Origin of the sequence: Flavobacterium flavipallidum (assembly GCF_038289905.1) — a bacterium.
Lineage (GTDB): Bacteria > Bacteroidota > Bacteroidia > Flavobacteriales > Flavobacteriaceae > Flavobacterium > Flavobacterium flavipallidum.
Genome location: NZ_JBBYHU010000028.1, coordinates 1 through 17732, shown reverse-complemented (window position 1 = coordinate 17732; position 17732 = coordinate 1). Strand labels below are relative to the sequence as shown.

At 33.2% G+C, this 17732-nt stretch carries 17 protein-coding genes and 1 other RNA gene; 7 read left to right on the top strand and 11 right to left on the bottom strand.

What is annotated here, in order from left to right:
* Positions 1 to 314: 314 nt before the first annotated feature.
* Genes AAEO59_RS12595 through AAEO59_RS12585 form a run of 3 tightly spaced genes read right to left on the bottom strand, consistent with a single transcriptional unit; the run spans position 315 to position 2927 of the window.
* A complete protein-coding gene (locus AAEO59_RS12595) occupies positions 315 to 1958 on the bottom strand; it encodes a KGGVGR-motif variant AAA ATPase (RefSeq protein WP_341701102.1) in 1644 nt (547 codons plus the stop codon).
* A 3-nt stretch (positions 1959 to 1961) separates the two neighbouring features.
* Entirely contained in the window at positions 1962 to 2489 is a 528-nt protein-coding gene (locus AAEO59_RS12590) for a helix-turn-helix transcriptional regulator (RefSeq protein WP_341701101.1), read from the bottom strand.
* Positions 2490 to 2492: 3 nt separating this feature from the next.
* Positions 2493 to 2927, bottom strand: a complete 435-nt coding sequence (locus AAEO59_RS12585) for a DUF6932 family protein (protein WP_341701100.1) — start codon at positions 2925 to 2927, stop codon at positions 2493 to 2495.
* A gap of 618 nt (positions 2928 to 3545) precedes the next feature.
* Here AAEO59_RS12585 and AAEO59_RS12580 point away from each other — a divergent pair.
* The 5 genes from AAEO59_RS12580 (at position 3546) to AAEO59_RS12560 (ending at position 9132) form a co-directional block, all read left to right on the top strand.
* Positions 3546 to 4454: a hypothetical protein gene (locus AAEO59_RS12580; RefSeq protein WP_341701099.1), complete on the top strand. Its 909-nt coding sequence runs from the start codon at positions 3546 to 3548 to the stop codon at positions 4452 to 4454.
* 220 nt (positions 4455 to 4674) lie between these two features.
* Complete coding sequence (locus AAEO59_RS12575; RefSeq protein WP_341701098.1) at positions 4675 to 6243, top strand: S41 family peptidase; 1569 nt, start codon at positions 4675 to 4677, stop codon at positions 6241 to 6243.
* Between the two features lie 127 nt (positions 6244 to 6370).
* Positions 6371 to 6793 (top strand): DoxX family protein, encoded by a 423-nt coding sequence (locus AAEO59_RS12570; RefSeq protein WP_341701097.1) that lies wholly within the window; start codon positions 6371 to 6373, stop codon positions 6791 to 6793.
* A 420-nt stretch (positions 6794 to 7213) separates the two neighbouring features.
* Positions 7214 to 8491 carry an alginate export family protein gene (locus AAEO59_RS12565; protein WP_341701096.1) on the top strand — a complete coding sequence of 426 codons (1278 nt, stop codon included), beginning with the start codon at positions 7214 to 7216 and terminating at the stop codon, positions 8489 to 8491.
* A gap of 290 nt (positions 8492 to 8781) precedes the next feature.
* Positions 8782 to 9132: a hypothetical protein gene (locus AAEO59_RS12560; RefSeq protein WP_341701095.1), complete on the top strand. Its 351-nt coding sequence runs from the start codon at positions 8782 to 8784 to the stop codon at positions 9130 to 9132.
* Here AAEO59_RS12560 and AAEO59_RS12555 read toward each other — a convergent pair.
* From AAEO59_RS12555 to glyA, 4 genes are all read right to left on the bottom strand, one after another.
* Entirely contained in the window at positions 9129 to 9629 is a 501-nt protein-coding gene (locus tag AAEO59_RS12555; protein ID WP_341701094.1) for a GNAT family N-acetyltransferase, read from the bottom strand. The two genes, AAEO59_RS12560 and AAEO59_RS12555, sit on opposite strands and share 4 nt — an antisense overlap.
* A 3-nt stretch (positions 9630 to 9632) precedes the next feature.
* Positions 9633 to 10676, bottom strand: coding sequence for a GMP reductase (gene guaC, locus AAEO59_RS12550; protein WP_341701093.1), 1044 nt, complete (start codon positions 10674 to 10676; stop codon positions 9633 to 9635).
* 242 nt (positions 10677 to 10918) lie between these two features.
* Entirely contained in the window at positions 10919 to 11512 is a 594-nt protein-coding gene (gene miaE / locus AAEO59_RS12545; RefSeq protein ID WP_341701091.1) for a tRNA-(ms[2]io[6]A)-hydroxylase, read from the bottom strand.
* Positions 11513 to 11642: 130 nt separating this feature from the next.
* Entirely contained in the window at positions 11643 to 12917 is a 1275-nt protein-coding gene (glyA, locus tag AAEO59_RS12540; RefSeq protein ID WP_341701089.1) for a serine hydroxymethyltransferase, read from the bottom strand.
* Positions 12918 to 13023: 106 nt separating this feature from the next.
* Between glyA and fahA the strand changes: the two genes are divergently transcribed.
* Positions 13024 to 14307, top strand: a complete 1284-nt coding sequence (fahA, locus tag AAEO59_RS12535; RefSeq protein ID WP_341701088.1) for a fumarylacetoacetase — start codon at positions 13024 to 13026, stop codon at positions 14305 to 14307.
* Positions 14308 to 14381: 74 nt separating this feature from the next.
* Here fahA and fsa read toward each other — a convergent pair whose 3' ends face one another.
* From fsa to ffs, 4 genes are all read right to left on the bottom strand, one after another.
* Positions 14382 to 15038 (bottom strand): fructose-6-phosphate aldolase, encoded by a 657-nt coding sequence (gene fsa, locus AAEO59_RS12530; protein ID WP_341701087.1) that lies wholly within the window; start codon positions 15036 to 15038, stop codon positions 14382 to 14384.
* A 90-nt stretch (positions 15039 to 15128) separates the two neighbouring features.
* Entirely contained in the window at positions 15129 to 15335 is a 207-nt protein-coding gene (locus tag AAEO59_RS12525; RefSeq protein WP_341701086.1) for a hypothetical protein, read from the bottom strand.
* Positions 15336 to 15338: 3 nt separating this feature from the next.
* Positions 15339 to 16142 carry an SDR family oxidoreductase gene (locus tag AAEO59_RS12520; protein ID WP_341701085.1) on the bottom strand — a complete coding sequence of 268 codons (804 nt, stop codon included), beginning with the start codon at positions 16140 to 16142 and terminating at the stop codon, positions 15339 to 15341.
* A gap of 180 nt (positions 16143 to 16322) precedes the next feature.
* Positions 16323 to 16420: signal recognition particle sRNA small type (gene ffs, locus AAEO59_RS12515), an RNA gene on the bottom strand.
* Between the two features lie 88 nt (positions 16421 to 16508).
* Here ffs and AAEO59_RS12510 point away from each other — a divergent pair.
* On the top strand, positions 16509 to 17558 hold the full coding sequence (locus AAEO59_RS12510; RefSeq protein ID WP_341701084.1) for a glutaminyl-peptide cyclotransferase: 1050 nt from the start codon (positions 16509 to 16511) through the stop codon (positions 17556 to 17558).
* Positions 17559 to 17732: the final 174 nt, after the last annotated feature.

Sequence of the window (17732 nt, the reverse complement as noted above, 5' to 3'; positions counted from 1 at the left end):
ATTAATCCTCAATCAGTTCTTAACTATATTTGAAAAAAGGGTTCAACTTTAATTAAAAGTCAAACCCCGTTATTTTTTTAACTTACACACTTTTTAGGATAGTGTCTTAAACTTTCAAAACACAAATATCAAACGGCTAAGGAGTACTCTTTAGCCGTTTTTTTTTATGGGACTACTTCAATAAAGTTGATTTATTTTTTATTTTTTTCAACAAAATCAAACTATAAACTATTTATCTAGTTCGTCACAAAAAAAAAACACTTCATAATAAAAATCCGATTAGCACAAACTAATCGGATTTTTTTGAGAAAATTTTAATCTATTAAATTTACCTTTATTCTATATGTTCTCAATAGATTTAAAAACCTATCTTCTTTCAAATACTTTTTATAAACTTCGTCTTCTTTCATTATTCTTTCAAAATTTTCAGATGTCATCCCAAAAATAAAAGATAATTGAAGGTTTTTATAAAACTCATCATTATTATTAATTTCTCCATAAATCTCAGCTAATGTACCACTAGCGAAAGAACTTTTAGGTTCTAATTCTAAACTTTTATAAACATATTCAAAAGCTTTTTCATATTGTTTTAAAAGTCTATAAGTATTACCAACAGAATTATATCCTCCGTGAGAATCTGGAAAATATTCAACTAATTTCAATTGATACCCTAATGCCTTTTCATAATTCAATTTCTTACAATATAAATTTCCTAAAAGTGATAAAGCACCATAATGCTTTTCATTTAATTTTAATATATCCTCAAGAACCAATACTGCTTCATCCAATTTAAGTAACCCAAAAAGACTAAATCCTATATTAAATTTATAATTTAAGTTTTCATTATCAATATTAGCTGCTTTTTTTGCAAATGAAAGCGCTTCATCGTATTCTTTTAAGTCATTATAAATATAAGCCATCAAGCCAAATGCTTCATGAGAATTAGCGTTTAGCTCAATTGCCTTCTTAAGTTTATTAATTTTTATGGCTTTATCCGTAGTGTTTTTAGCTTCTTCAATTAACAATTCCGATTCTCTTAATGCGTTAAATCTAAATAATTCCTCCTCTGTTAAATCTCCTTTCGTTAATTCTTCAAACAGCATTAAATAATCCTCTTCAATAGGAACAATTTGATCAATCGAAATATCTCTTTCTGAAATCGTATTAATCTTAAATCTCTCTTCTTCCTCTAAATCTCTATCTGAATGAATAACAAATACTTTTTCTATTAAATTATCATTTTGGTTTATCGCTGCCAAAGCTTTCCTAATAATCCTAATTTCTTTATGCTTTTCGTCAGGACTTGAATAATAGGGAATTCTGGTTAAAACAAAATGTATCTTTGGTAGTTTGCCCAATAAGTTATTTTCATTATTCATTAAACTTTTAATTATTCTAGCTGTCCCTGAAATATTTTCATCATTGTTTGCAGCTAAAGTAACAACACTATCTGCTAATAAAGTCATTGCAATACCAGAAATATCAGTAATCCCTGTTCTAGAATCTATTAGAATAAAATCCGGATTTAAATCTTTTTTTATCAATTCTTTTAAATGCAATAATAGATTGACACCATTATTTTCATTAGAATAAAATAATTCTTTCCAATTAATAGAAGATAAATTTTTCCAATATTCATCACTATAAATATTTCCAGCCGGTATTAATTTTATAGAACCATTAAGAGTTCCTAAATAATTTACATCCGTTACATACTCATTAACAGATTTAGGTATAAAATCTTTATTTTGAAAATCAGAAATATATTCTACAATTCCTTTATTTATTTCTGATTGATTAATGTGTTTGTTAAATTTAAGATGTAAACCAGGAGCTTCTAAATCAAAATCAACAATACATACTTTTTTCCCTAAATCAGCCAATCGCATTGCAATATTTGATAATGTAAGAGACCTACCAACTCCACCTTTATATGAATAAAAAGTTATTGTTTTCATTTTTTACGTACACATTTTTACAGTTGTACCCCTGCTTCTTATTTTATTTCTTATTAAATCTGGATTAATTCCTTGAGGAACTAAAAAGTCTGATGTTTCAAAATGCCTTTTTTTATTAAAATTAAATGTTGTATCGACTTCAACTTCAAGAACAACTACTATTTCCTGCAAACGCTTTAAACTAATATTAGAATAATTTTCAGCTTCATACTTTTGAACTTGTTGTTCACTAGTTTTTAGCAATTTTGCAAATTGTTTTTGATTTAAACCTCTAGCAATTCTACTTTCAATAATACCACAACTCAAAGTCTCAAACCCCCTAGAAACATTTGTGATTTCGCCTTTTTTTAAACCTTCATACATTTTTATTTCTTCTTCAAAAACATCTATTTGACTTTGAATAGAATCTATTTGAAGCTTTAATAATAATGGATTTTTCGAACTACCTGAATCAGATATTACTTTTAACGCATCTTGAAATTTCTTTAGATTGTTTTTTGTCACACCATATTGTTTTTCATTTTTTATCATAGCTCAAATTTTAAGTCCAATTATTCCTTTTGGGTTTCCATCTCTGTCTTGTTGAAAAAAATCTATAAATGTTTTATCGGGAGGCTCTGCAACAAAATCACATGGAAAAAATTCACAACCAAATTTATCTTTCTGAGACTTTCTTCCAGAACTAAAATCCCAAAGAACAGGTTCAATTACTACGAGAAAATCTAGATCCACTCCTCCAGTTTCCCAACAAACATCAATATCTCCAGGATTTTGTTTTGAAGTTGAAAAACTACCATCTATATATATTGTTTCACAACCAGCTCTTTTTAAACTTATGATTGCATTTTCAAGACCAATAATTAATTCAATTCTTCTTTCAGAAAAACATAGCTTTTCCTTAACCTCTTCTATCGTACTCCAATGAATACCTGAAGGTAAAATCCCGTTAGGTTGAAAATTTGGTATCAAACAATTATTTAGTTGTGTTAATGTATTACACAAATATATAAATGTGTTTTTGATAAACAATGAAAACTTTACGATTTAACACCTAATTTAACGTCATAGAGTGATTCGCAACCATTCCGATGCTCTCGTTTGCAAAGAGCGCCAGCTTACTTCAATAAACAAATCGAAGCGTTTGCAACTCGGTTAAAAACACTATTATCACAAAATACCCGCGTTGCAAACGTTACATTTTCCTTTATAATTTCAATTAGGTACTCGCCTCAGGCAAGCACCAGAATTATGGAAAAGCAATCCACTGTCAGTTCGAGCGCAGTCGAGAACCTTTACTAACAACAAAACATCTCGACTGCGATCAATGTGACAAAACATAATATAAATTATGCTCAATTAAGTACTCACCACAAGCAAGACCAGAGTGAATCAAGTTTGTACTGTCAGTTCGAGCGCAGTCGAGAACCTTCAATAAGAACAAAACATCTCGACTGCGCTCGATGTGACAAAACGTAATATAAATTCTGCTACAATTTGCAAATACTATAAAATACCATTTTTATTCCTATTTTCGTTTCCCGAAATACTCGTTTTTTGGAAAGAACGATTTACAATAAAAAACAATGCATGAATACATTTTCAAGAGAAGTAGACAACGAAAACATTTGGTTGTCTCAAAATAACCAAGCCGAATTTACCATTACAGATTACGGCGTAAAACCTATTGTTCTTGGTACTGAAGCCGAAGTAGGACAAGCCATGTTACAGGAACTATACAAAACCGCACAAGCTAAAGAAGGCGATATTAATATTGCGCTGCTGGGTGGCAGAGGTGCTCAGGAATTACACCGTTTGCTGGGAGCCTTAGCGCAAACATCAGAACAGGACGAATTACTTGGAAGACTAAATGTGTTTACTCAGGATGCGCTGGCTCCTTTGGGAATGAGTAATAGCTTTAGTTTTGTCAGGGATTTTGAGCGTATTTTAGGTGTTGCCTTTTTCAAAAAAATAAAAAGCTTTACTCCTATGCAAACCGATACCCAGGATATCGAGTCGGCTTTGATTGCTTATTTGAATAAACTCGAAGAGTTGGGTGGTTTGGATATCTTTTTTATTGGTCATGGCCCTGAAGAAAATGAGGCTTCTCACCTTGCCTATATCAAACCTTTTTCGGGAGCAAAACCGCAACATATTGCTGGTATTATCCCTATTTCCAGCAGTATTTTAGAGCACCACATCAGCAAGTTTAAAGCTGGTGGAAGTTTAGTCAATGAAAGTGACGAAACGGAATGCCGAGCGGCTCAATATATCTTGACTTTAGGACCGGCTGCCATTTTACAAGCCAAAAAGATTGTCCAGTCGGTTGTCGATGCCGATTCTGCTCCAGCTAAAGTTAAGACCTATGCCAACGTGCTGAACACAAAGTTGAGTTCCAACAAAGAAGAAGCATTACAACAATTGAATGCTAATCCAGGCCTTTGGATTAAATTGCATCCAAATACCAAATCGTTTGTATTGCCTAATTTAGGTTTGTAATAGCGAATAAACCACCCCGACAAAGGAAGGGAAGTTGCATAATTTCCCCTCCTTTGTCGGGGTGTCTGAAAGAAGGGTTGGTCTTTCTATATTCAGGAGGTTAGCTAATACCTCGCACTTACTACACTACAGTTTTTAATACTAACTTTTAAAACAAAACGAGTTTTGAAAGTTTTATCGTATTTTCGTTTCAAAAAGCAGTAACCCCAAATTGATGTAAATGTTAGCCATCCTTTTTTTAAAAAAAAGAATCCCTCAAATACTTTTAGCGCTCTTATTGGTACAATGCAGTACTATCAAAAAAGACAATGCCCGTTTACAGCAGCTGATTCCAGTGAATGCTCTCCATGAAGATGTGGATTTTACCCATAGAAAACTTCAAAAACTCCATCCAAATCTGGATTATTATATCAGCAAAGAAAAACTGGACTATCAATTTGACAGCTTAAAAAAGTGCCTGACTAAGCCATTGACTCCATTGGAATTTTACAAGAAAATAAGTCCGCTAGTAGCTGCTGTCAGACAAGGACATAGCTATGTTTTAGCGCCTCAAAAAGCATATACCAAAAAAGAAACCAAAAGCATAACAAAAAAAGGAATTGGTCCTTTTTCGCAATTTGATTTCAGCTATTACAATGACAAATTATACGTTCTTAAAAACAAATCCTATATTAAAAGCATCATTCCAGGTACAGAAGTCCTTTTGGTAAACGGAATTAAACCTCAGGAACTTATAAATGAATACAGTCATTATTTTAGTTCTGACGGTTTTAATACTACTTTCAAGAAAGCAGCAGCGTCCAAAAGATTTGTTTCCTATTTTACCATTGAAAACGGCATTAAAGACAGTTTACACTATGTTTTTAAATACAATGACAGCATCAAAAGCATTACTATTAAAAGATTCAAACAGGATAGTTTAGATGCGAAAAATAAAAAACAAGTTGAAAGAAAAGTGGTTTTAGACAAAGCCAAACAGCAAATTTTAAAAAAGAAAAAAAGAATTAATGGCTTTGATAAAACATCGAATACTTTTATCCGGGAACTCCACTTTGTATCTAAAGACAGTAGTGTCGCTTTACTAAAAATCAGAGGTTTTAAAGAGGGGCACTATCGCAAATTTTACAAAAACAGTTTTGCTGAACTTCAAAAAAGAAAGACAAAAACACTTATCATTGACCTGAGAAACAACGGCGGCGGACGTTTAAGTGAAATTGTTCATCTATACTCCTACCTTGCCGATTCAAGCTTTGTTTTCCTTAAAAAAACCGAAGTAGTTTCCAAAGCTAGTTTGTTTGAAGGTGTATATTTTAACAAAGGAAATGCTGTTGTAAAAACGATTAAAACCCTATTTTCTCCTATTGTTTACAGCTATTTGCTTTTGACCGTACACAAAGACAAAGACGGCAAAAATTATTTTGATACTGATACGAAACCGCGGTCTATAAATAAAAATGCCTTTAAAGGAAAAATGTATGTACTGATAAATGGTGGCAGTTTTTCGGCATCAAGCATTTTATCTACTAATTTAAAAGGATCCAAAAGAGCAACATTTGTAGGCGAAGAAACTGGCGGTGACTATAACGGAACTGTCGCCGGATTTATGCCAATTGTAAAATTACCGCATTCAAAACTCCATCTCCGAATTGGGACTATGAATTTTACTCCCTTCTACCAGAGCCCTGTTCATGGTCGTGGTATTTTTCCAGATGTATCCATCCTGCCTACATTGGAAGACCAAATTCAAAACAATGATCCAGAACTGAATTGGATTTTAAATCAGCCTTAAATTTTCTATCAAAAAAGCAATTTATTCTCTATTAACAACTTAGAACTCATTTATTTTAACAGCTCATTTACTTTCTATTGTTTTAAAAATCACTAACTTAGTAGAACCAATTTAAACATACAGCAATATGAACAATGTAAAACAATTAAATAAATGGGCCAATGCGCACACTTATTTCACATTAGATTTGCTACGAATTGCACTTGGGGTGTTTTTATTCGTAAAAGGAGTTAAATTCATTACTAACATTCAATATTTAGTTGAATTGATTTCTCCTATTGACCAAATTGGAGGAGGAATGTTCCTCGTTCATTACATTACTCCTGCCCATATGATTGGCGGAATAATGATTGCTTTTGGTTTGCTAACCCGATGGGCTATTATTGCGCAATTACCTATTTTAATGGGTGCAATTCTAGTAAATTTTACGGGCGAAATGCATACTGAAAATTTATTTTTAGCCTTAGGAATTTTGGCTATTTGTTTATTCTTTTTGATCTACGGAAGCGGAAAACACTCTGCCGACTATTATTTTAAAATGTCACAATAAAAAATCCGTCAAAGAGTTAAGCGTAAAGCCCAAATTAATTACAATCTCTTCTCATAAAAACTAAAGCTCGATTTGCATCGGGCTTTTTTGTTATTTCATTTTTTGCAATAAAAAATAATTTTCTACGTATTTTATTTATTTACATTTAAGTAAAGCAACCGTTTTCTAAGTACAATTTACAGGCTGTTTTTTAAACAACTACAATTACTACTTAGCATATATAAATAAAATAAAACATTACTAAACAGTGATTTAGTTTAAAAAACTGTTTTAATACATTCTTTTATTTGCTAAAAAAAATAAAATTTAAAGGTTTAAAAGACTAGTTTTTCTTGCGCAAGAAATAATATATAAGTAAAATTACGTAAGTATGTTTGCAATGTAATAATCTAACAAAAACAATTTTTTAAATCAACTATTATGAAATTACTTAAAACACTTTCTTTATCAGTAATAGGCCTTTTAGGTACTGGTGCAATGGCTCAGGAATTTAGTTCAGATATCCAAATCAGACCTAGATATGAATATACAAACGGTTTTGGAACATTGTTAACACCTACTACCGAACATACTTCATTTGTTGGAAATCGTTCAAGATTAAATCTTAATTATAAAGACGAAAAATTGGCTGTGAAATTGGCTTTACAAAATGTACGCACTTGGGGTGCTGTAAACCACTTAACCGGAAATCTTTCGAATTCAACAAACAATAGTTTTGTACTATTTGAAGGATGGGCACAATACAATTTTGATGCTAAATGGAGCACAAAAGTAGGTCGCCAAGTAATTGCTTATGACAACCAAAGAATCTTTGGAGGATTAGATTGGGCTAACCAAGGTCGTAGCTTTGATGCGGCTTTAATCAAATTCAAAGGTGCTAAAAGTCAGTTAGATTTTGGATTTGCATTAAATGCAGCTAACGAAAATAAAACTGTTGCCAACCCATTAGGCACCGTTACATTTGGAACAGATCTTGATTTTAAAGATTTTCAATATGCATGGTACCACACTTCTATTAAAAAATTAGGCGTAAGCTTTTTAGCCTTAAACATTGGAAGAGACTATTTAAAAGGAGCAGAAGTAGAAACAAATTACTACCAAACATTTGGTACTTATGCGAATTATGCAGGTAAAAAATTAAGCTTAGACTTTAGTTTTTATGGTCAAACAGGAAAAGTTGGAGCTAGTCAGGTTTCAGCTTATGAAGCAGCTGCAAATTTGGGATATATGTTTACTCCAAAATTCAAAGCAACATTAGGATATGAATTCTTATCAGGTAAAGACCAAGGAACATCTCCAAATATGGTAAAATCTTTCAACCCTATGTTTGGTACTAACCACGCTTTCAATGGTTTCATGGATTATTTCTACGTAGGAAATCATGCAGGTTCAGTAGGATTACAAGATTTGACATTAAAATTAGATTTCCCTATCAAAAAAGTAAACCTTTCTGTAGCTCCTCACGTGTTCCATACTGCTAATAAATTAACAGCTACTAGTGATAAATACTTAGGAACTGAAGTTGATTTAACTGCGGTTTACAAAGCAAGCAAAGACATTACATTGACTGCAGGGTACTCTCAAATGTTTGCTACTAACACCATGGTTGCTTTAAAAGGTGGTATAGATGATACTACTAACAACTGGGCTTATTTAATGGTTAACATCAATCCGCAAATATTCTCTTCAAAAAAATAATACGATTACAATCGAAAAGAGTTTCAATCTTGTATAAAAGGAGAGAAAACAACACTTAAATTATTTTACAACAAAAAATCGAAGCCTCAAAACTTCGATTTTTTTTTATGCATTATCCAAATGAAATGAGTAATCTTGCAGAAATGAAAAACTTTTTTAGAAAAAAAGTAACACAGAATAATATTAGCCACAGATCAGAAAGATTCTCACAGATTAATCTAGTTTAATCTTTTTTATCTGTGGCAATTTTTAAAAGATTTAGCAAAAAGAAAAAACTTAATTTTTTTTTAATGAACATCGAAGAACTCGTAGGCAAATTCCAAATTATAGGCAGCAATCAAGATGCCGAAGAGCATACTTATAAAGGAACACTTTCGTTAAGTTTAGACCGAAATAAAAGAATTAAAGCCAAATGGTTCATCAATAATGAACAGTTTCAAACCGGCAACGGATTTTTTAGAGATAATATTTTAGTCATCAATTTCAAATATGAAGGAGAAAATGATACTATTTTCAAAGGCGTTGTTGTATACCGATGTCTATCCAAAGATTTACTGGATGGCTTTTGGTCAGAAAAACATGGAAATCCCAAGTTTTTAGGAACAGAACGTGCTTTTAGAATTGCAAATACTTCAAATTAATTTATTAAATTCTTCTCCATCACATAGTCTTCCATTAAATAACCTTGTCCAATTTCTATATCAATTTCTTCAACTATGCTAAAACCCATTTTTTCATAAAAACCTAATGCTTTATTAAAACGGTTAACATTCAGTATCAAAACCTTGGCATTATTTTCTTTTGCAAATTGTGCTATTGCATTAACCAACAGCTTTCCAATCCCTTTTCCCTGCGATTCTGGTAGCATATAAATTTTATGAATTTTGGTCGCAGCTCTATTTTGATATTGGTGTTCAAATGAAGCGAAACCAAGAGCAGCTCCTTCCTCAAGAGCCAAAATAAATTCATGTCCGTTATTAATATTAGCTTGTAAACTTTCTTCTGAATAAAATGCATTGAGCATATAATTCAATTGTGCTTCCGACAAAATCTCACCATAAGTAATCGGCCAAGTTATTTGGGCAATATCAGCGATTGTTTTTAAATCATCTACAGTTGCTGTAGTTATTGTAATCATAAATTATTCATTGGTAAAAATTCTATTTTCCTGTTCACTTACGCGAATAAAAGTCGTTCTCTTTGTTAGTTCTTTTAGTCTTGAAGCACCTACATAAGTACAACTACTGCGTAATCCTCCTAAGATATCCCAAATTGTATTGACCACATCGCCTTTAAAAGGAATCTTCACTGTTTTTCCTTCACTAGCTCTGTATTCCGCTACTCCTCCTACATGTTTATTCATCGCTGTGGTAGAACTCATCCCATAAAATTGTTTGAATTTTTTACCATTTACTTCCAGTAATTCTCCCCCACTTTCGGTATGTCCGGCAAGCATTCCGCCTAACATTACAAAATCGGCACCGGCACCAAAAGCTTTTGCCACATCTCCAGGTGTCGTGCAACCACCATCACTGATGATATGTCCACCCAAACCATGAGCAGCATCGGCACATTCTATAATCGCGGATAATTGCGGATAGCCCACTCCGGTTTTAATTCGGGTAGTACAAACTGATCCCGGACCAATACCCACTTTGATGATATCGGCTCCAGCCAAAAGTAATTCTTCGACCATTTCACCGGTGACTACATTTCCCGCAATGATTACTTTGTCTGGAAATTGTTTACGTGTTTGTTTTAAAAAAGTAACAAAATGCTCCGAATAACCATTGGCCACATCAATACAAATAAATTTTAACTGCGGATGTGCTGAAATAATTTCAATCAATTTTTTAAAATCATTTTTACCTGTTCCGGTACTAATGGCAATATAATCGTATATTTCATCGGGAGCTGAAGCTAAAAAAACATTCCAATCTAAAACCGAATAATGCTTATGGATGGCTGTAAACAATTTATGTTTGGCTAATTCAGCAGCCATTTCAAAAGTTCCTACGGTATCCATGTTGGCCGCCATAATGGGAATTCCAACCCATTTTGTGGTACTATGCAAATACTTAAACTCTCTTTCTAAAGAAACTTGAGACCTGCTCTTTAAAGTAGATCGTTTTGGTCGGATCATTACATCTTTAAAGCCTAATTTTAAATCGGTTTCTATTCGCATAATTATCACTTTTTAGGAAGTTATCGAAAAATATCTTTTGCTTTTCTTAAAAGTAATGAATTTTTAGCAAGAATTATGCAATAAACAAAGAGACTTATCAACGATATATTAACCAACAATCACGCAAAGTTTTGCTAAGATTCCACAAAGAGACACCAAGATTTTAAATCTGGTAATTTTCAACTTTACCCAAGATTACAAACTGTCTGCGTTCTGAAATCTAAAAGCTGAAATCTAAAATACTAACCGTGAATGGTTTCGTTCTTTCCATAATTACTAATAATTGATTCTTCAAACGCTAACCATTCCCTCCAGCGTTTTTCTACGTCAATTCCTTCGCCATATTTTCGGGCATAAGTAATAAAAGTAGTGTAATGTCCGGCTTCGCTTTCCATTAATTCTCTGTAAAAAACTGCCAGTTCTTCGTCCTGAATATTTTCAGAAAGTACTTTGAAACGTTCACAGCTTCTAGCCTCAATCATTGCCGAAAAAAGCAATCTTTCCACTAAACCGGAAACGCGACTTCCGGTACTACTTCTTTTCATGTATTGATACAATTCATTTACATAGTCATCTTTTCGTTCACGCCCTAATTTTAAGCCTCTTTTGATGATGATATTATGTACCTGATCAAAATGGTCAATTTCTTCTTTGGCTAAAGCCAATAAATCTTTTACCAAATCCTGATGTTCTGAATTATTCACTATAATCGTCATGGCATTAGTAGCCGCTTTTTGCTCACACCAAGCATGATCGGTCAAAATTTCTTCTATATTTTTCTCTACAATATTTACCCATCTTGGGTCAGTTGGTAATTGCAAACGTAAAACTCCCATTTTTTTGGTTTAAGGTTTAAATTGTTTAAGGTTCAAAGTTATCTAAAATAAAAAAGTTTAAGGTAAATTCTGTGACCGTAAAATCACAGAACTTTAAACCTTAAACTTTAAACTTTTAGAAACTAAAGAATTAGAAAACGAAAATCGCTCTTTCGCTCATCATTTCGTTAACTTCTTCAGCTACTTCTTCGATAATATCTTCGTTAGTATGATTCATTAATACTTTATCAATCATTGCTACGATAGTTTCCATATCTTCTTCTACTAAACCACGAGTTGTGATTGCAGCAGTTCCTACACGGATACCAGAAGTAACAAATGGAGATTTGTCATCAAATGGAACCATGTTTTTATTTACAGTGATTTCTGCTTTCACAAGAGCATTTTCTGCCTCTTTTCCAGAAATTCCTTTGTTTCTTAAGTCAATTAACATCATGTGGTTATCAGTACCTCCAGAGATGATATCGTATCCTCTTTTTACAAAAGCCTCAGCCATAGCTTTAGCATTCTTTTGTAATTGACGAGCATATGTAAAGAACTCATCTTGTAAAGCCTCACCAAAAGCTACCGCTTTAGCAGCGATAATGTGCATTAAAGGTCCACCTTGATTTCCAGGAAAAACAGCTAAGTCTAATAAAGATGACATCATTCTGATTTCTCCTTTAGGAGTTGTTAATCCCCATGGGTTTTCGAAATCTTTACCCATTAAGATCAAACCACCTCTAGGACCTCTTAATGTTTTGTGAGTTGTAGTGGTTACGATATGACAATGAGGAATTGGGTCAGTTAATAAACCTTTAGCAATTAAACCTGCAGGGTGAGAAATATCAGCCATTAAAATTGCACCTACGCTATCCGCAATTTGACGGAAACGAGCAAAATCCATATCACGAGAATAAGCCGATGCTCCAGCGATGATTAATTTTGGTTGCTCTTTAGTTGCAATTTCTTGAATTTTATCATAGTTCAAACGACCTGTTTCTTTGTCAACACCATAGAAAACAGGATTGTAAACACGCCCTGAAAAGTTTACAGGAGAACCGTGAGTCAAGTGACCACCGTGAGATAAATCAAAACCTAAAATTTTATCACCTGGTTTCAAACAAGCATGAAAAACAGATGCGTTAGCCTGAGAACCAGAGTGTGGCTGAACGTTAGCATACGCTGCTCCAAACAATTCTTTTGCTCTGTCAATAGCAATTTGCTCAACAATATCTACTACTTCACAACCTCCATAGTATCTTTTACCAGGATAACCTTCTGCATATTTATTTGTTAAAACTGAACCAGCAGCTTCCATTACTTCATCACTTACAAAGTTCTCAGAAGCAATAAGTTCCAAGCCGTGTATTTGTCTGTCTTGTTCTTCAAGAATAAGTTCAAAAATTTGTTTGTCGCGTTGCATTTTTTTGATTTTAAATAATTTTGGGCAAAAATACAAAAAAACGTTTGTTAAACAGTTAGATTATAATATATTTGATATATAATTTTCAACAAAAAATTAACAAAATATGCCTTTATCCGCCAACAATACTAAAAGAAAATCATGGATTGAAGTTCCTGCAAATAGTGATTTCCCAATCCAAAACATTCCTTTTGGTGTTTTTCTAACCAAAGAAAATGTGGTGACAGTAGGAACACGAATTGGGGATTCGGCTATCGATTTAGGTGCTTTGCAACAATTGGGCTATTTTTCGGGTATTGATTTAACCGATGACATGTTCATGCAGGACACCCTAAATGACTTTATTTCGGATGGAAAAAAAACCTGGCGATTGGTTCGCAACCGTATAGCCGATATTTTTGATGAAACCAATGCTACTTTACGCGATAATGAAAATCATAAAAGTATCATCATTTTTAAAATTGATGAAGTTGAAATGCAATTACCCGTTTTAATAGGTGATTACACTGATTTTTATTCCAGTAAAATACACGCATCCAATGTAGGCAAAATGATTCGTAACGAAGAAAACGCTTTGTTACCTAACTGGCCACAAATGCCTATTGCTTATCACGGTAGAAGTTCCACAATAATTCCTTCTGGAATTTCGGTACATCGTCCTTTAGGACAAACACTTCCTCCGGATGCAACCACTCCGGTTTTTGGAGCTTCCCGTTCTGTTGATTTCGAATTAGAAACAGCATTCATCACTACCGATGCTAACATCATGGGGGAAATGATTCCAATTAGCGAAGCGGAAGATTATATTTTCGGGATGGTTTTATTGAATGACTGGACAGCAAGAGATATTCAAAAATGGGAATACATGCCTTTAGGACCTTTGTTATCTAAAAATTTTGCTACATCCATATCACCTTGGATTGTAACAATGGACGCATTGGAACCTTTCAGAGTTGCCAGTCCTAAGCAAAACCCGAGTCCGCTACCTTATTTACAACAAAAAGGAAAACATTCATTTGATATTAACTTAGAAGTATCCATAAAACCTGAAAAATCGGAACCAACGATAGTTTCGAAATCTAATTTCAAACATATGTATTGGACCATGAACCAACAATTAACGCATCATACTTCCAATGGTTGCCGTGTAAATTCGGGCGATATGATGGGTTCAGGAGCTATTTCAGGGCCAACACCCGATAGCTATGGCTCTATGTTAGAATTGACTTGGGGAGGAGAAAAACCATTGAAATTGAATGATGGCAGTGAGCGTAAATTCATCAACGATAATGATACCGTTATCATAAAAGGCTTTTGTGAAAACAGTCAGGTACGCATTGGTTTTGGAGAAGTTTCCAGTAAATTACTTCCTCCGTTTGTGAGAAAATAAAAATAAATCATACTCAAAAAAAAAGTCCCGCTTGAAATTCAAACGGGACTTTTTTATAAATACAGAGTAACGAATTACTTGTTACCTTTTTCGAAATCAGCAACAAATTGCGCCAATCCGATATCAGTTAATGGGTGTTTCAATAAACCTGCAATTGAAGATAAAGGTCCAGTCATTACATCAGCACCAATTTTAGCACAGTTAACAACGTGCATTGTATGACGAACAGATGCAGCCAAAATTTGAGTCTCATAACCATAATTATCATAGATATCTCTGATTTCCTGGATCAAATTCAACCCGTCAGTTGAAACGTCATCTAATCTTCCTAAGAATGGAGAAACATAAGTAGCTCCTGCTTTTGCAGCTAATAAAGCCTGTCCTGCAGAGAAAACTAAAGTTACATTTGTTTTAATTCCTTTATCAGAAAAATATTTTGCAGCCTGAACTCCTTCTTTTGTCATAGGTAATTTAACAACGATTTGCTCATGCAATTCAGCTAACTCCTCACCTTCTCTCACCATTCCTTCAAAATCCAAAGCATTTACTTCAGCACTTACATCACCGTCAACTAAGTTACAAATATCAACATAGTGTTTTAAGATATTATCTTTTCCAGTAATTCCTTCCTTAGCCATTAAAGATGGGTTTGTAGTTACACCATCTAATACACCTAAAGATTGTGCTTCTTTAATTTGAGCCAAATTAGCCGTGTCAATAAAAAATTTCATAATTAATCTATTTAATTGTTTTTAGTTGATTTTTAAAAGTGTGCAATATACACTTAATTTTATATATGCACGCAAATTTACAATTAAAAATTAGTTATTTAAATTCTTTTTATTCAAATCTTTCAATTCGTCACGTATTTCCTCTAAAACGTTTAATAAATCATCTCTATGCTGTTCAGCATTATTTATTTTATCACTTATCCCCTGAAATACTCGACGGATGATAAACCAAATCAGTAAAATAACTAAAACAGGAATAATCATCTCTTTTAAATCTTCGATATTTTTCATTTCCATAACCTATAATTTATAATGATTCATTAACATTTTTTCATAAACTCTATCGGGTAATATACGCTTCAAAACTATAGAGAATTTCTGTAAAAACGCACCCACTTTATAATGCATTTTCGGATTTTTGTTTTGAATAATATTATATACCGCTACAGCCATTTCATTAGGATCGCTTCCACTATCAACATGTTCGTCCATCATTTTCAAAGTATTACCATAAGGAATTTCATAAGCAGAACCTTGGACAAGTGGCGCATGAAAACGCCCTGAAGCAATATTGGTAGCAAAATCACCCGGAGCTACATTGGTAATTTGAATACCAAAAGATTTTACTTCCATACTTAACCCTTCACTAATTAATTCCAAAGCTCCTTTTGAGGCTGAATAGACACTGCGATACGGTAAGCCCATATAGGCCGCAATTGAAGTTACATTGATGATTAAACCTAATTTTTGTTGGCGCATTTGCGGTAAAACCGCTTTCATCACTTCGATAGGTCCAAAAAAATTAGTTTCGAAGTTATTTTTGATTTCGGAAGTTGAAATTTCTTCCAAAGGCCCTGTAATACCCACACCTGCATTATTAATCACCACATCCAGTCTTCCGGTTAAAGCAACAACTTTAGCAACAGCATTCTGAATAGTTTCCGGTTTTCTAACATCTAAAGCTACTAATGGAAATACCGAATTCTCGACCCTTTCAGGATTTCTGCTTGTACCATAAACAACAAAACCTTTTTGATGCAAAAATTCGCCAATGGATTTTCCAATTCCCGAAGAACCTCCGGTAATCAATACTACTTTACTCATTTGTTTATAAGTTATGCGTTATGAGTTGTACGTTATGGATTGTAAATTGAGAGCTGTGGGTCTATTTCAACATGAGTCATTCCCTAAAACTCTTAACTTAAAACTCATAACTTCCCAAAAGGTCCAAAAATAAAAAAATCCCCCCGAAGGAAGACTACTTTTGAATAATTATAAAATAAAAAATGGCAAGCGACCTACATCGCACCGCTCAACCGCGTACCCTTGCTATGTTCCCATCCTGGGGGAGTGAGCAGGAGCTGGTCGTGTAGGACTTGCCGGTGCAAATATACAATCTTTTTATATTTTTGCAAGCCCTTTTGTGAGCTTAAAATAACATTGTATATTAGGACTTTTAAAATTCAGAACATGAAAAAACATAACTTACTATCTTTCATTTTATTAGGAACACTACTTTCTAACTGTGGAGATACAAAAAATAGAGAAAATAGTATATTTAATTTTGATTCTTCCAAAATTTCGGCACAATATCAGCCTCAAGAGACACTTGATTTAACTATTTTGAACCCGAAATCGAAGACTGTTGACAGCATTGTGTATTATATTAATGATACTAAAATTAAAACTGCTAAAGGTCTTGAAAATTTATCTTACCCATTAAAAGACCAAAAATTAGGTTACCAAAACATAAAAGCCTTAGTCTATTTTGAAGGTGAAAATGCAGAAACAACTGCAAGAATTGAAGTGGTTTCCAATGTGACACCTAAATTATTAAAGTATAAAATTGTAAACACCTATCCTCACGACATTAAATCTTTTACCGAAGGATTAGAATTCTACAAAGACACCCTATACGAAAGCACGGGGCAAAATGGCAACTCCTATTTTAGAAAATACGATTACAAAACGGGGAAAGTTTTCAAACAAGTAGACATGGATACCGCACATTTTGGTGAAGGAATAACTTTTATCAACGGAAAACTATTTCAATTGACTTGGCAAGATAAAATTGGCTACATCTATAATGCCAACACCTTAAAACTGGAAAAAACATTTGCTTATACCAAAGAAATTGAAGGTTGGGGAATGACTAATGATGGAAAAAACATTTATCAATCTGACGGAACTGAAAAAATATGGAAAATGGATCCGGCAACTCAAAAAATGGTAGACTATATTAATGTATACTCTGGAAATTCTAAAATAAAAGCGGTGAACGAATTAGAATTGATTGACGGAAAATTTTATGCTAACATTTGGCAAAAAGATGCTATCGCAGTTATCAATCCTACTAATGGTGCCGTAGAAGGAATTATTGATATGTCAGGTTTAAGAAAATTAATTCATGTTACTCCTGAAGATGTCCTAAACGGTATCGCTTACAATCCTAAAACTAAAACCATATTTGTTACTGGAAAAAACTGGGACAAAATGTTTGAAATTACAGTTTCGGAATAATTTTCCCCATATTTCAGAAAAGTATTGAACAAAAAAAAGAGGAGCTTTACTCCTAGTCATGGTCGGAAGAAATTCTGGCCATTTTTTTATGTTTTAAATACTTTATCAGGATTTCCACCTGCGAATATTATCAAAATCGCTGTAATCATATCTCTAAGTTCCATTGCGATTCTT